This is a genomic window from Parabacteroides sp. CH2-D42-20 (assembly GCF_003670185.1).
Lineage (GTDB): Bacteria > Bacteroidota > Bacteroidia > Bacteroidales > Tannerellaceae > Parabacteroides > Parabacteroides distasonis.
In genome coordinates, this window is record NZ_RAYG01000052.1 from 1 (window position 1) to 14,283 (window position 14,283).

Annotated in this window: 16 protein-coding genes; 8 read left to right on the forward strand and 8 right to left on the reverse strand. The window is 46.2% G+C overall.

Features of this window, described 5'->3' with window-relative positions:
- The first annotated feature begins 11 nt into the window (after window positions 1-11).
- The 3 genes from D7V92_RS20935 (at window position 12) to D7V92_RS20945 (ending at window position 3,249) form a co-directional block, all read left to right on the forward strand.
- Window positions 12-1,118, forward strand: coding sequence for a transcription termination/antitermination protein NusG (locus tag D7V92_RS20935; protein WP_121773700.1), 1,107 nt, complete (start codon window positions 12-14; stop codon window positions 1,116-1,118).
- Between the two features lie 60 nt (window positions 1,119-1,178).
- Window positions 1,179-1,568, forward strand: a complete 390-nt coding sequence (locus D7V92_RS20940; protein ID WP_121773688.1) for a hypothetical protein — start codon at window positions 1,179-1,181, stop codon at window positions 1,566-1,568.
- Window positions 1,569-1,953: 385 nt separating this feature from the next.
- Complete coding sequence (locus tag D7V92_RS20945; RefSeq protein WP_121773689.1) at window positions 1,954-3,249, forward strand: site-specific integrase; 1,296 nt, start codon at window positions 1,954-1,956, stop codon at window positions 3,247-3,249.
- Between the two features lie 93 nt (window positions 3,250-3,342).
- Here D7V92_RS20945 and D7V92_RS20950 read toward each other — a convergent pair whose 3' ends face one another.
- From D7V92_RS20950 to D7V92_RS21985, 4 genes are all read right to left on the reverse strand, one after another.
- The gene (locus D7V92_RS20950; protein WP_121773690.1) at window positions 3,343-3,660 is read right to left on the reverse strand and encodes a helix-turn-helix domain-containing protein; all 318 of its coding nucleotides are present in this window, start codon (window positions 3,658-3,660) and stop codon (window positions 3,343-3,345) included.
- 1 nt (window position 3,661) lies between these two features.
- A complete protein-coding gene (locus tag D7V92_RS20955) occupies window positions 3,662-3,955 on the reverse strand; it encodes a helix-turn-helix domain-containing protein (RefSeq protein ID WP_121773691.1) in 294 nt (97 codons plus the stop codon).
- A gap of 467 nt (window positions 3,956-4,422) precedes the next feature.
- Window positions 4,423-4,560 (reverse strand): hypothetical protein, encoded by a 138-nt coding sequence (locus D7V92_RS22110; RefSeq protein WP_158598896.1) that lies wholly within the window; start codon window positions 4,558-4,560, stop codon window positions 4,423-4,425.
- A gap of 217 nt (window positions 4,561-4,777) precedes the next feature.
- Complete coding sequence (locus D7V92_RS21985) at window positions 4,778-5,002, reverse strand: hypothetical protein (RefSeq protein ID WP_147441534.1); 225 nt, start codon at window positions 5,000-5,002, stop codon at window positions 4,778-4,780.
- 272 nt (window positions 5,003-5,274) lie between these two features.
- Here D7V92_RS21985 and D7V92_RS20970 point away from each other — a divergent pair, with 272 nt between their 5' ends.
- The 5 genes from D7V92_RS20970 to D7V92_RS20990 all read left to right on the forward strand — a co-directional run bounded on the left by D7V92_RS20970 (window position 5,275) and on the right by D7V92_RS20990 (window position 9,778).
- Window positions 5,275-6,258 (forward strand): ArdC family protein, encoded by a 984-nt coding sequence (locus tag D7V92_RS20970; RefSeq protein ID WP_121773693.1) that lies wholly within the window; start codon window positions 5,275-5,277, stop codon window positions 6,256-6,258.
- A 65-nt stretch (window positions 6,259-6,323) separates the two neighbouring features.
- Complete coding sequence (locus D7V92_RS20975; RefSeq protein ID WP_121773701.1) at window positions 6,324-6,974, forward strand: hypothetical protein; 651 nt, start codon at window positions 6,324-6,326, stop codon at window positions 6,972-6,974.
- Between the two features lie 41 nt (window positions 6,975-7,015).
- Window positions 7,016-7,225: a hypothetical protein gene (locus D7V92_RS20980; protein WP_117723536.1), complete on the forward strand. Its 210-nt coding sequence runs from the start codon at window positions 7,016-7,018 to the stop codon at window positions 7,223-7,225.
- Window positions 7,226-7,236: 11 nt separating this feature from the next.
- Complete coding sequence (locus tag D7V92_RS20985; RefSeq protein WP_121773694.1) at window positions 7,237-7,938, forward strand: SLOG family protein; 702 nt, start codon at window positions 7,237-7,239, stop codon at window positions 7,936-7,938.
- Between the two features lie 124 nt (window positions 7,939-8,062).
- Window positions 8,063-9,778 (forward strand): ParB/RepB/Spo0J family partition protein, encoded by a 1,716-nt coding sequence (locus D7V92_RS20990; RefSeq protein WP_121773695.1) that lies wholly within the window; start codon window positions 8,063-8,065, stop codon window positions 9,776-9,778.
- A 324-nt stretch (window positions 9,779-10,102) separates the two neighbouring features.
- On the opposite strand, the gene D7V92_RS21000 is transcribed toward D7V92_RS20990, so the two are convergent.
- From D7V92_RS21000 to D7V92_RS21015, 4 genes are all read right to left on the reverse strand, one after another.
- Window positions 10,103-10,936: a hypothetical protein gene (locus D7V92_RS21000; RefSeq protein WP_121773697.1), complete on the reverse strand. Its 834-nt coding sequence runs from the start codon at window positions 10,934-10,936 to the stop codon at window positions 10,103-10,105.
- A gap of 45 nt (window positions 10,937-10,981) precedes the next feature.
- Entirely contained in the window at window positions 10,982-12,016 is a 1,035-nt protein-coding gene (locus tag D7V92_RS21005) for a hypothetical protein (RefSeq protein ID WP_147441535.1), read from the reverse strand.
- A 555-nt stretch (window positions 12,017-12,571) separates the two neighbouring features.
- Window positions 12,572-13,720: a hypothetical protein gene (locus tag D7V92_RS21010; protein WP_233572886.1), complete on the reverse strand. Its 1,149-nt coding sequence runs from the start codon at window positions 13,718-13,720 to the stop codon at window positions 12,572-12,574.
- Between the two features lie 15 nt (window positions 13,721-13,735).
- The gene (locus D7V92_RS21015) at window positions 13,736-14,167 is read right to left on the reverse strand and encodes a DUF3872 domain-containing protein (RefSeq protein WP_121773699.1); all 432 of its coding nucleotides are present in this window, start codon (window positions 14,165-14,167) and stop codon (window positions 13,736-13,738) included.
- Window positions 14,168-14,283: the final 116 nt, after the last annotated feature.

Consider the following 14,283-nt stretch of genomic DNA (forward strand, 5'->3'; position numbering starts at 1 on the left):
AGATAATCATAATGATGAATGTTTTGAGAGACGGTTGCTCGGAGAGGGGTACGGCGCGGGTTGGCAAGCGTCATGACTTGAAGACTGTACGCTGGTACGTGCTCACGCTTCCTACTACGGGTGTGGCACGACGTGACAAGATCAGCCCCGCTAAAAGCTTGGATGCTGAGCTTTCCCGGCGCAAGCGTCGTGGGGAGACGTTGTTCGAGTATTTCGCCCCCTCCTATGTGGAGGTGAGGAAGGTGGACGGAAAGATGGTCAACACGAAACGACCCCTGCTGTTCAACTACGTGTTTGTCCGGTCCTCGGTTGAGGAGATCTTCCAGATGAAGCGCACGCTTCCCCTATACAATTTCCTTCCCCGGGTCTCTTCCGGAGGCATGACTCATTTCCCTTATCTGTCGGATGACGAGATGGGGAATTTACGTTGGGTGGCGGAATCTTATTCCAACGAGCTTCCGGTGTACGTACCGGACAGCGACCGCTTGCTGAAGGGCGACCGTGTGCGTATCACGTCCGGTTATTTTACCGGTATGGAGGCGGAGGTGGTGATCCAGCCGGGTGGCGGTCATAAAGATGTGATGGCTCGTATCCTCGATTGCATGTGGGTCCCCTTGTTGGAGGTGAAGCCGGGCGAGTACGAGCTGATCGAGCTGAACACCAAGGGCAAGCACGTCTATACCCATCTGGACAACGACCGCCTGCGGGAAGGCTTGCACGATGCCTTGGGACGTTACCATGCCTCCGGCAACGTATCAGAGGAGGATACTCGTTTGGCCCGTGAGGTGTTGAGATCCTACGGTTCGCTCCGTGCGGAGACGGACGTGATGCGTTGCAAGATCTACTCATTGCTTCTTTCTGCCTACAAGTTGTTGGGCGAGGAAGATGAGTTCGTGCGCTTGCTCGCCACGATGCGAAGTATGCTCCCGGTGGTAAAGGCGGCGCAATCCCGTGCCTTGTTGCTGGTGACACTCTACGGTTGCACGGACAGCAGTCTCTACCGGCAGATGGCGCATGAGGTGGTGGATCCGTGGCGGGGGGAGTTCTCGCCCAAGAAAAGCAAGCAAACTTTAATCCGCCGCTTGGACGATTATGACCGCTGGCTGAAACACAAATAGAGTTGACAGTTGACAAGTGACAGTTGACAGTTTAAATCAAAAATCATAAATCAAAAAGAAATGTCTTCCCTTCCTTCTGGCGTTCGTTTGGTGGCGTTGCTGAACGAACATTTGGGTGATATCATGAGCCGCGAGCGAACGAACACTGCTTCCATCCATTTGTATTGCACGGGTCCTTACTGGGTGGCGTTCGAGTACTCAGCCTATCAGTTACGCCGTGCGTTCCCGGACAGCGAGGTTACGCCGATGCGCTTGTTCGGCTACCCGTTTCCTGTGGTAATGGTATCTGTGACGGATCGTTCGCTCCGCTCGTATGCCCGCAAGCACATCTTGCGAAGAGACGATAAGGATTACAAGCAATTAGCTGTACCCGGACTCTCCCTTGTGGACTACCGTGCGTGGCACGCTGGCGAGGTGAAAGGGTTGCCTTTATTGAATGAGAAAGTATGAGAACATGCCCCCAACGCTACGAAAGCCGAGCAAAAAAAGTAAGTTAACTTACTTTGGAAAAAGGGATATAAGGTGGGAATACCCCTATTGATGTAGAGAAATAAACTTAATTTTTCTTAAAAAAATCGGGAACAGTCGCAAAGAAAAGCAAAGTTTAGCTTAAAAATAAGCAGGTCAGTATCTTAGTAGCAAAGCGGAAAGAAACAGCCATAGGCAAAAAAAGCCCCGAAAAGTAGGGTTAAGCCATAGTTCAGGTACTAAGTCATTACCTAATCCATGACACCCTACTGCAACGGTAACAAGTTCTGTTTCACTGTTTTGCGTAATTCTTCATAACTCGTGGTAACGGGAAAGTAATTACCTTTACAAACGAATATTTAGAGTTATGAAAACAAAGAGAAGCACCTTTAAAGTCCTGTTCTACGTGAAGAGAACAGCAACAAGAGTAAGTGACGGAAAAGCCCCTGTAATGGCACGTATCACCATTGACGGCGATGTTGCCACGTTCAGCGCAAAGCTGTTCGTCACCCCTTCCTTGTGGAACGCCGAAGCCGGAAAAGTAAGCGGCAAGTCCGCCGAAGCCCTGCAAATCAACCCGCAGTTGGAAGAGATCAAAGCCCGTATCAACAACCACTACTACCAGATACTCCGGGCGGACGATTTTGTCACTTCCGAGAAGGTGCGCAACGCCTTTTTAGGTATCGGCGTGATGGAGAACTGCATCCTTAAAGACTTCCAGACCATGAACAGGGAGTTTGGCGAAATGGTGGAAAAGAAACTCCGTGCGAAGTCCACCTATAACAAGTACCTGACCGTTTACAAGCACCTCGAAGCCTTCATGTGGGAGAAGAGGAAGCGTACCGATATGGCTTACAAGGAACTGACGAAAGACTTCATAGACGATTTCGACAGCTACCTGCGCAATGAAAAGGGATTGAGCGCAAACACCCTCTGGATTTACACCATGCCCATACTCAGCCTGACCGACAAGGCTTGGCGCAGGGGAATTATCCGCACTGATCCGTTCAGCGAGTACAGCCTCGAAATGCAGGAAACCGACCGGGGCTACCTCACGGAAGAAGAACTGAAACTGATAGCCAATACCGTGTTTGTGGATAAACAGACAAACCTTGTCCGTGATATGTTTCTATTCGGCTGCTTTACCGGATTGAGCTACATAGATATAAAGACACTCACCTATGACAAGATCCAGCGCATGGATTTCGACGGCGAAGAATGGATTATCACCCGCAGGACAAAGACCAAAGTATCGAGCAACGTCCCCCTGATGGAGATAGCCAAAGAACTGATCGAACGCTACAAGGGACTTGCCAAAGATGATTTCGTGTTTCCCATGCCGGGCAACGGCACTTGTAACGACTACCTTAAAAAGATAGCCGCCGTTTGCAAAATCAACAAGGAAGTTACCTTCCACCTTTCGAGGCATACCTTCGCAACGACGGTTTATCTCTGCAACGGCGGTACGATTGAGGCACTTTCAAAGATACTCGGTCACAAGCATATCAGCACCACCCAAATATACGCCGAAGTGACCAACAAGATGGTAAGTTCCGATTTCCGTTCGATCTCCGGCAACCTCGCAGCCATGCAGAAGAAAGTCCTTGACAAGACACAAAAGAAGGTCAAGAAGCAGGCAGTCGCCATGCGTGAAACCGCCTGAATCCCATCCGGCAAGGCAAAACACGGCAAAGGCAGGAACTCCCCGGTGGAACTCCTGCCTTTGCCGCATTTACCCATGCACCGCACCCAAAAGTTAAGTAGGGCTTTTCCTTCGTTTGCTCTTTTGCTTCATCTGCACATAGTTCTCTTCCAGCATACGCAACAAGTCCGATTGTCGGTACAGCGTTTTGCCCGGCAGCGAAATGAACGGGATAATCCGTTGCGCCCGGTAATCCTGCAAGGTGCGGGTAGTGATATGCAATGTCCTACATACCTCTTCCCCCGTCAGGTACACCTCGCCGTTCATCACCGGGTGAAAGTTCGCCGTTACGTTATCCACGTACTTCGTGCCCCGTTCCAGAGCCTCGAAGTACGCCTTTACCTCTTCCATGTCCTTTGTAATCACTTCCATCTTATTCTTCCTCTATCAGTTCCTTGCTCATTGCCGTTAAGAACGCTTCCACATCTTCCAGCCTGTAATACAACTTATGGTTTATCTGGCTGTATGCCAGCCTTCCGCTGTCACGGTACGTCTGCAATGTCCGTTTACTCACGTTCAGTTTCTCGCACACATCCGCATTATCCAGCCAGTTCATCTTTTCCGGCGGGCGGTATCGTGAGCATAGCTCCTGCAAATGCTCGCTGAACCGATTGAACTTCTCTTTCATTTCCTCAAAGGTCTTTTTCTCGATAGTCACTATTTCCATATCCGATAATTTACTGTTTCCCGCAAATATACAGACTGTTACGGGTGCTTCGGTGCGTTTATGTACCGCTTGTCCGTGTTTTGCTCCGCACTTGTAGCATTGTCGTGTGCCTTGTCGTGCAAACCGGAGCAAAGAGCAACATATTTACACGCTGCCTGCATATTCATCCTGAATATCTCAAAGACAAATTCGTCCTGTTGATCTTTTAACGACTGGCGAAGGGCTTTTGAGGACGGACAGAAAGAGTGACGGGTGAATGATATAGGGATAATGTTATGCGATAGGGATATTTTGGGCGTTCCCGTAAACGGTCGGGCTTTCCGTTACAAGTCCTCGCTTGTGCTGTGGTCTTTCCCCTGCAATCCCTAACGTGTAAATGCGTCTGTCCGGTTAAGGTTGTCGAACACTTGCCTTTCAAATTTTATCTACTGACATTCTTTTTTATTTCATCAACTCCCGCCCACCCGTCAGCGGTATAGGTCTGTTCCAGCTTCCCGTACACCTTCAAGCACTCCGGCAAGCTCCATGCCCGAAAGTGTACGCAAAGCCGGAAGGGACAAACGGAACACATTCGCCCGTACTGTCACCCGGAGCTTCGATTTCATCGAAACTTTCCGTGCGCCATCCCGTTCAAATAAGTTCCCTTGATGTTTGTCCCGGCAGCCCCTTATTGTCTTACCCGGTTTCCAATCATAATTCGTTCTTTTTGGGCTTCGCCATCACTGAAAGGATAATCCTTTGTCTGCGGAACTTTCCGCCCGTTTCCGCCACTGCCATCGCACGGCCATCCGCAAAAGCCGGATAGCTGATTGCTCTGTCCGTTTACCGTAACCGGACGAAAAGCATCTCGCCAACCCGCACAACACATTGTCGTGGTGTACCCTTCTTTCTAATCCGATAAATCGGCAAAAGAAGAATCCCCCACGCCAAAGAGTTGTCTTTCCACCCCGCATTACCAACCCGTTTTTCTTTTCCTTTCCCGGAAACGGAACTTTCCGGCTTCCATAACAGCACTTTCCCGGCTTGTACCGACAAGTAATCTATCACTCATTTAATTTACTGAAGGGTTGAATTTTTCCCCTTAGGGCTGATTGGGAAAACATTGACGAAGGTAGGCGGGGGAGAAAGCAAATCCGCAAAAAATGCCAAATCTCCACCCTGCGGGTAGTATTTACCATTTTTTCAGATAATTGCAATTCTCCCTTTCCGCTCTTGATTATTGTCAATGTTCTTCCCAATCAGCCAAAGGGAAAAAATTTGGTTGGGGCGACAGGCGATGATAACAAAAACAAGTAGTAACAATTTTAAAGCGTAGAGTTATGGCAACGACAACGACAACAAACAACACCATCGAGAAAATTTCTCCCGTGTTCACCGATTTACTTATCAAGAAAATCGAAAGTCTGAAAAGCGACTGGCAAAAACCGTGGATAACGAGCCTTAAACACGGTTTCCCCCGCAACCTAAGAGGAACGGTTTACAATGGCGGTAACATTTTAATGCTGCTGTTTTACACCGAGTTTATGAAATTCACTTTGCCCGTGTTCCTTACATTCAACCAAGCCAAAGCCGAAGAAGTGAGCATAAACAAGGGCGCACGCTCGTTCCCCGTTTACTATTGGTTCAAGTTCGTGGTACACAAGGAGAGTAACAAGTCCATCCCTTACGAGGAATATTGCAAGCTATCCAAAGCGGAAAAGGACGAATACAAGGTAATACCCCAAATGAAATATTACAATGTGTTCAACCTCGACCAAACCAATTTTGCGGAGAAGTACCCCGAACGTTTCGCCAAGATGCAACAGGGCGAACAGCCCGAAAACCATTCGGACGGTATTGAGTGCGGAATGTTGGACGAGTTGATATATATGCAAAATTGGTATTGCCCTATCAAAGTAAAGTATTCCGACAGTGCTTTCTATGTACCCGCAACCGATTATATCGTTTGCCCCGAAAAAGAGCAGTTTCCGCAGGGAGCGGAATTTTACGGAACGCTTTTGCACGAGATGGCACACAGCACAGGCAACCCCCAACGCCTAAACCGCACGTTCGGCAGCTTTTTCGGGGATGAATTATACGCCCGTGAGGAACTTGTAGCCGAACTGACATCCGCCCTTTGCGGTGCTTTCTTCGGTATCGCCACCATACCGCAGGACAACAACGCAGCCTATCTGAAACACTGGCTCACCAAGCTAAAGCAAGAACCCGCCTTTCTGATTGATATATTGGGCGATGTGAACAAGGCTGCAAAGATGATAACGGAAAGGGTGACAGAGCCGATAAACGAACCCGTTGCAGCCTAACGGAAAACAGAAACAAGAGTATTAACAAAAGGGTGGAGCAATCCACCCGCAAAAAACATAAGACGATGAAAACATTATCAGAAAAGGAATTTAACGAGTTCAACGTAAAAGGATTATTCACGGACAGAGCGGAACAGGCAAAGAAAGCCCTGTTTCCCGTCATGCAGGAAGTACGAAAGTTTATACCCGGTGCGGAATACGGCTATCGTGTGATAGGCGGTCAATATCCCGAATTTTACGGTATTCAAATCGAGTTCACACAAAACGGCATCCGTTTTCATTTGAACAAGATACTCAAAGAAAACAAATACAAGATTGTCCCCGATATGGAACACTTTACGAACGTCAATCGCTACGACATCGAGAGGATAACCAACCAATATGAAAAGCCGTGTAATATCGGTACGTTCACCGCCAAGAAAGTGAACGACTGGATAAATTACTATACTCTGATATACAACCAAGTAGCGGAAGAAGAAGCGGAAAATGCGCAGAAAGTAGCCGATTTCCTTAAATCTATTGAGAACGAAGTTATAAGATGGCAAGCGCAAGACCATTCAAAAGGAACTATTACCCGTAATGGCTTATGTTTCACTTTCTACATAGAGAACGGACACCTTTCTTACGATTTATCCCTTAGTTATTGCGGTACGACTGACTATAACAAATTCCGGTTAATGGCTGACAACCAGTTTTTCCCGAAAGGTATCTATTAAATAACAAGGGCGGAGCAATCCGCCCATAACACCCCAAAAGAATGAAAACGATACTCATTTACAAACTGATATACCGCCTAATCCTTTGGTCTGTGGTGATTTACTTTTTCACCACCACCGCAGGGCAGTTTTTCGCCTTATTCTTTGCCGTACTCCTGTTTTACTTCGTGGCACGGTTTATTCTCGCCCTTGTTTGGCGGTTGTTTGTGGGTATCGTTTTTGTGCTGATAATCATTCTTTTAATCTTTTAAAATATACCAATATGGAAACAAAGACATTCATCAATAACGGAGCAGCCGAAACCAAACTTTTTGGCGAAGAAACTTATATACAATGCTGTTTGGGAGCATTTCGGGGCGAAATATACTTCGATTACAAGTACCGCCACACCAACGGGCAGGAGTTTACAACCCTACGCAGGACGTTGGTACAATGCCGTGCCGAGCGTGATTTTTGGCTAAGGGAAAAGACCGTTTCTTTTTCGGGACACCGAGCCGAGAGAATGACAAGGAACAGCCCCGACACACAAAAACGGCTGACAGATATAGGCTTCGACACCTATACAGCGATAACCGAACTTTGCAAACGTGACTATCATACGTTTTTATCAGGCATGGCGAACGGCTTCGACCTTATCGCAGCCGAGGAAGTTCTGAACGCAAAAAAGACGTTTCCGTACATTCAGCTAAAATGTGTACTTCCGTTCAAAGGACAGGCAGACCGATACACCCAAGCCGACAAGCAGCGTTATAACGCTATTTTAGCCCAAGCAGACGAGGTGATACTATTACAGGATGAATATTCAGACCGTTGTTTCTTGCGACGTAATAACTACCTGTTGGATAATTCCGCTTATCTCGTAGTCTTTTACGACAGCACCCCAACGGGCGGAACTGCCTACACGTTACGCCATGCGATAGAAAGAAAGATACAATTTCAAAACGTATGCTATAACCGCAAATAAGACTCACAAGGGCGGAGCAGTCCGCCCGCTACTTTCTTTCGGTGAGCCGAAGCGGTGAAAGAAAGATAGCAAAGAAACCATTTTATCAAACAGAATTTTAATCAACTAAAAAAATAACAGAATTATGAAAGCAACAACAGTAAATCAATCAGCAGCAGAGAGAAACATCACATTGGTATCATTGGCAAACATTCAGCCGAGCAGTTTCAACCCCCGTAAATATTTCAGCGAACCCGCCCTGTATGAACTGGCGGAAAGCATCAAACAGCAGGGAGTTTTACAGCCTATCACCGTGCGACCGATAGCCGACACAGACCGTTACGAGATTGTTTTCGGTGAACGCAGATACCGTGCATCCGTCATTGCGGAAATGGAACAGATACCCGTCATTGTTTCGGAACTGACGGACGATGCAGCCGAAGATGCAGCCATAGCCGAGAACTTGCAGCGTGAGGACGTGACACCCATAGAGGAAGCCAACGCCTACCAACGCATGATTGAAACGGGAAGGCACACCGTAGAGACATTGGCGGTACGTTTCGGCAAGAACGAGAACTATATCCGCACACGTCTAAAGTTCACCGCCCTAATCCCCGAAATCGCTACACTGTTGGAAACGGACGAAATCACCATCAGCGTAGCAGCCGAAATCTGCCGTTACGGGCAAGATATACAGCGTGAAGTGTACGAGAAACATTTGCAGGACGGGAACAACTACAACAGTTGGCGGGGGCTGAAAGCTGCCGATGTAGCCAAACGGATAGAGAGCAACTATACCACCGACTTGCGGTATTACTCCTTTGACAAGACCGAGTGTGCAACGTGCGCCCACAATACGAACAACCTGCTTTTGTTTGCCGATGGCGGCTGCGGACATTGCGCCAACCGCACTTGTCTGGCTGAAATGAACGCATCTTTCCTCATGGAGAGAGCCGTCCAAATCATACGGCAACAGCCCAATGTTTCCCTTTGCCGTGACCGTTACAGCACCAACGAAACAGTAATAGAACGGTTAATCGCTTTAGGGTACGAGGTCGAAAACCTTGAAAGATACACCGCTTTCCCCGTCAGCCCCCAAGAACCCAAAGAGGAAAATTTCAACAACCCCGAACGTTACGAGGAAGCCCGTACCCGTTACGAGCAGCAATGGGCGGACTACATGGAGAAAGAGGAAGAAATCACAGGGCGGAGCGAAGCCGGAGAAATCACCGTTTACGCCAAGATAGGGAAACAGGAGATTACTTTCTGTTATGTGGAGAACGCAGCCGAAGCGGACGGAACGCCCACCGAAACCACCCTTTCACCCGTTCAGAAGTTGGAGAAGCAGGACGAGCGCAACAAGGAGATAGCCGTAGAAAAGACGGTTGAAGATACCAAACGGCAGATAATGGAAGCCGACATAACGGGCGGCAAGTTCAGTGCGGACGAGGAAAAGATATTCTATTTCTTCATGCTCTCCAATTTGCGGAGCGAACATTTTGCAGCCGCAGGTATTACCGAAGAAGGGAAACACTACCTCACGGACGAGGACAAAATGAATATCGTGGAAAATCTCACCATTAGGATAAAGACCATTATCCGCAGGGATTATCTGATAGCCAATTTCCGAAGCGCATACGGTAACAATACCGAAGCATCCCTTTTACTTGATTTCGCCCGTAAGCACATGCCCGAAGAACTTTCAGCCATCGAAAGCGGATATAACGAAGTGTACGAGAAACGACACCAACGCATCGAGGAACGCAAAGCCGTTCTTTTGGTACAAGAAAAGACAAAGGCAAAAGGGCATGAAATCACCCAACCCGAAGAACAACCGCAACCCGAAGGGATTGCAGCCTAACCCAACAGAGAGCAAGGGCGGAGAAATCCGCCCGCTACTTTCTTTCTACTCTTTTGTTTCATCGCCGGAAGTTCGGGACGGGTAGCGATCCGCCCGGACTTCTTTTTTTACCGCCCTTTGTTCTTCACCGGATATTTTGCCGGACTTCTTTCTTTCGTGAGCCGTAGCGGAAAAGACAAGAAGCAAAGAAACCACTTTTTCAACCGGATTTTCCACTACTTTCTTCGTGACGCTGTGGCGGAAAAGCAAAGTAGCAAAGAACCACTGATGCAATCTTTATTTTGAACTTAGCTTTCAGCCAAATAAGCAAACTGTCTCCATATTTCATTTTTTATTATTCTTTCCTAATTGCAACTGAATACCAAGTGAAACGCTCAAATCGTTCGCCCATGAACGGGATTTCATGACTTCTGTTACAGGGGGTAAATCCTGCAAGGTAGTTGTATAGGTCGCTTTGCAGGATTGCAAAGGGCAACGGTAGTTAATATCAAGGATGAAACTACATAAATTTGATGTGCGGTAACCTATGGAAGCCCCGGTGTTAAAGAACATGGGTGACCTGTTTATTTCGAGTTGATAAACCTTTCCGTCAGTACTTTTCGTTTTATTTGAATTGCCTGCACTCGTCCAGCCTATTCCGGCTCTCGGCATGAACTGCCATTTCCTTTTTTCTACAACGTAAGTGATTCCTGTGCTAAGGGATGGTTTTATCTTGCTTAGTCCGGGGAATAGCTTGTCGATGACTGCACCTGCAATATTTTCACCCGAATTATCTGTTTGTATGTTGAAAAAGCTGACACCCAAATCTAAATATGCGCACCAATGACGGAACAACGGAACATTCATTCGCCAGTCAAACTGCGTGGCAACATCCGCCCGTGAGCCAAACCATTCAGCATAATCACTTCCCCCGGTATTGAAATTTGAACCAATCGAAAATGACATCATAAAGGGCAGCCGTGAAGATTCCACTTTTTGCTTTTCTTTTGAGGTCTGATTGGTTTCTTGTGCAGTTATCGGCAGTATGCTGATAATTAAAAAGACCATCACTGCAAGTTGTCGCTTGAATATAAGTGACAAACTCTTTGTTTTCACTTGTGCATTGCCACAACTCACAAATGCCATTATAGTCATAATTAATAGTGTTTTAATGTTCATAACTGTTCTCAGATTTAATATTTGAATTTTTGTAATATTTTCCAATCAACTCTCTCTATAGAAAATCATGCAGAACTCGGTCAGCTCCTTACAGTGTTCGACTTGTTGGGGAGATATATATTCTTTATTTTCCCGTATATGTTTATCTATTTCATGCAAGATTTCAAGGTTGTGATACATACTGCAATTTTGCATATCAAACAATAAACGCACAAACTCAATCCCAATATATGTACTTGTAAGTTCCTTGTCATTTTTCCAGCCAGTATAATCATAAACTCTATTTATCAATTCGCCCTGTTCATCTACATCTGAAACCAAGGCAAGTGCCAACAAACTGTTTATATAATATCTTTTTATCCGGATAGCTTCTTGTCGATCTTCTATTAAATCAGTATCGTTCTCATGTAAAAAGGTCTGTATTTCGTTTCTTAGTTCATCATTAATCGCCCGGTTTGTTGATAAGGAAGCATCAAAAGCCCTATCTAAAAGGCTGTTTATATGGTCGATTGTTTCTTTGGTTGTAGGATTCATGTCTTTTATGTGCAACAATTCTTTGGCAACTTTCGCAACCATCTTTTCCGGTTCTACCAAATCTGCCTGATAAACTCCGATTTCATTTAGCTTATTTTTGTCCTCAATAGAGGTTACATAAAGCGTTACTTTACCCTCTTTATGAAGCCGGACGGCAAACAGATTTCCCTTATATTGTTTCAGAGAGTTCCTGTCAAATGTCGTATTTAGGCGCCATGATTGCCTTATACCTGAATCGGATGTCCAATGTATAGTCAAACAGTCAGGAGGAAGAAGTGATTCGCTGTCGATTGATGCCGGAACATATACTTTATTAATAATGGATATACCTGCATTATGACTATCCTTACTTGAATGCATTGATAACAGATGTATATAATTATCAGCTTCGGGTGCTTCCAATAGAAAGACACCATAATGGCAGCGTTGCCAACGTTTAAGACCTATCTCTTTATAAAATATGCTGCATAACAATAGGAAAATAATAGCCAACAGTATTGTATTAGCCTTATCCTCTTTAAACAATTGATAAATTATTGTTCCCATATACTTACTTTTGGTTAATTCATCCAGTTTATGCCGGATAGCACATTGTATATAACGGATATTATAATAGATATAACAAGGCATATACATCCTATAATCATATCTCCCTTACGGCACAAGCTCCCTTGCGGATTTAGAAAAGCCGCAAAGAAAAATAGGGCAGTAATCGTATAAGGCAATAGCTTGCAATAAAAATCACGTGAATCATAACTTGGATAATAAAGAGTGATTATTCTTAATAGCACTCCAATGACTACTATCAGAGTTATGTTTAAATATAGTCTGTCTATTGAATCCATACGCTCAAAATATTAAGTTTATCCTTTCTTTTTTATTGCTCCAAAGTTACCCCGCCACCCCTAAACTCCCTTTTCATTTCCCGTCCGTTCTTTTTCGATAATCGACCATATTAGGATATTTAACGGCTTCATCTGGCATCTTTTGCCAAATATAAGATAAGATTTTCAAAAAATACAGTAAATACTGTATTTTTCATTATTACCCATACAAAAAAGCATCCCGAAGGATGCTTTCTCACTATTTTGTATTGTCGGCTCACATCCGCAATCCTCTTTTCCGTTCCTGCCGGATAGCCGAGAAAGAAAAGTCCTGTTTCTCCTTGTCGAACTTCACCGCCTTGTCTTTCTGTACCCCGTCCGGCATTTCCATCCGGCGCACGTTCAGCGGCTTCCCGTTGTAGAAGTCCGTCATTTGTTGGTACGTGAACTTTTCCCCTGTCCGTGCTTCCATCATTTTGCAGAGCGAATACACGTTGCACCCGTTTTTCACGCTTTCCGGTATCAAGTCCGGACGTTGGGCTGTTTCTTGGGGATAGAGTTTTGCAGCCAGCAGGCAGATTTCCGGCGAACGCTCCGCTTTCGGAAGCAGGGCGAATGACATCCAGCTATGTTCCGCACATTTCCGGTACAACCTTTCCGTTTTCAGTTCCGCACGTACCTTTTCACCCGCAAGGGCTTCCGTTCCTGCTTCCTTTACCGCCTTTTCAGCCCGTTCCACGGTTTGCAGATGGGCAGGCAGCACACCCAAACACCGTCCGTCCTGTTCAATGGCATAGTCCGCTATCCGGCTGTCAATGACTCCCGGTGCAAGGGCACTCAATACTTCCGGCAGCTCAACATCGCCGCACCCGTTATTCGCCCTGATATATTCCAGACAAATATCCGGGAACGGCACATAGTGCAACAGTTCCAAGTTTTCATAAGCCAAATCTGCACTGTTATCAAGTGCAAGACGGCACATTTCCGGCGTTTTCACCTCTTCCGGCACGTGTGCCAGTTCCCAGCCATCTTGCCGGACGGCAGCCATGCACCTCTCACTCGTGCGTTCAAACCGACACAATCTTTCCAGAGAATAATCCCCGTTCTCCGTTTCGTCCTGATACTTTCCCGTTCTATGGCTATATTCCCGGACTATTTCACTCAACCTGCGGATAGGAAGCTCTGTTTTTGAACTGATACCCAACGGTATCAGTTCTTCATCACTTTTCAGCAACATATTGCCGTTGTGTATCGTCCCGTGCCAAACCAGCCAAAGCGGAGTTACGGACAAGGCTTGCGGAGTAAACCGTTGAAAGTCCTGCTTTTCCCCGTCTGTAAATCCCATCCGCTTAAATTCCTCTTTCGCCTGTTCGCACCCCATATCAATATTAAGAAGATACACCCCCGGAACTGTATTCTCTTTCATTGTTTACCTTTTTAGTCATTCTTCCGAATTATCATTATTAAAACTTAGCTCCAGTTCCACCGTCTGCCCGAACGAATCTTCCACCCACACCTTCAAACTGCTCTGATCGTCCGACTGCGACGTAAAATACAGCCGGAACGTTTCTTTCTCCAGCGAGTAACGGTCATTCGGCAACAGCACCGTGCCATCCTCTGTTTTCAATGTGCCTTTCCCATCATACAGGAACCAGCGAATCGTGTACTCCGTATCTTCCCAACGTCCATCCCGTTTGAGTTCACAGCGGATTTCCGCCGTTTCGTTCACCTTCAGTTTTTTCGGGACGGGCATCGTCTCCACCGTGAACGGGTATCTCGTCTGAATATCCAACTGGCTATTACAGGCACACACAAGCACGAGGGCGGCCACTATGTAGCAGCCCACGAGCATTTGATAAATTATCTTCTTCATATACTTTGCAATCAATTAGTTATTATCGAATCATAAACCTAATTCCAAATGTTGTATAGTCACTTATGTGTTGTTGGCCCTAAAAAGGTCAACAACACATTTAAAATCAGAATATT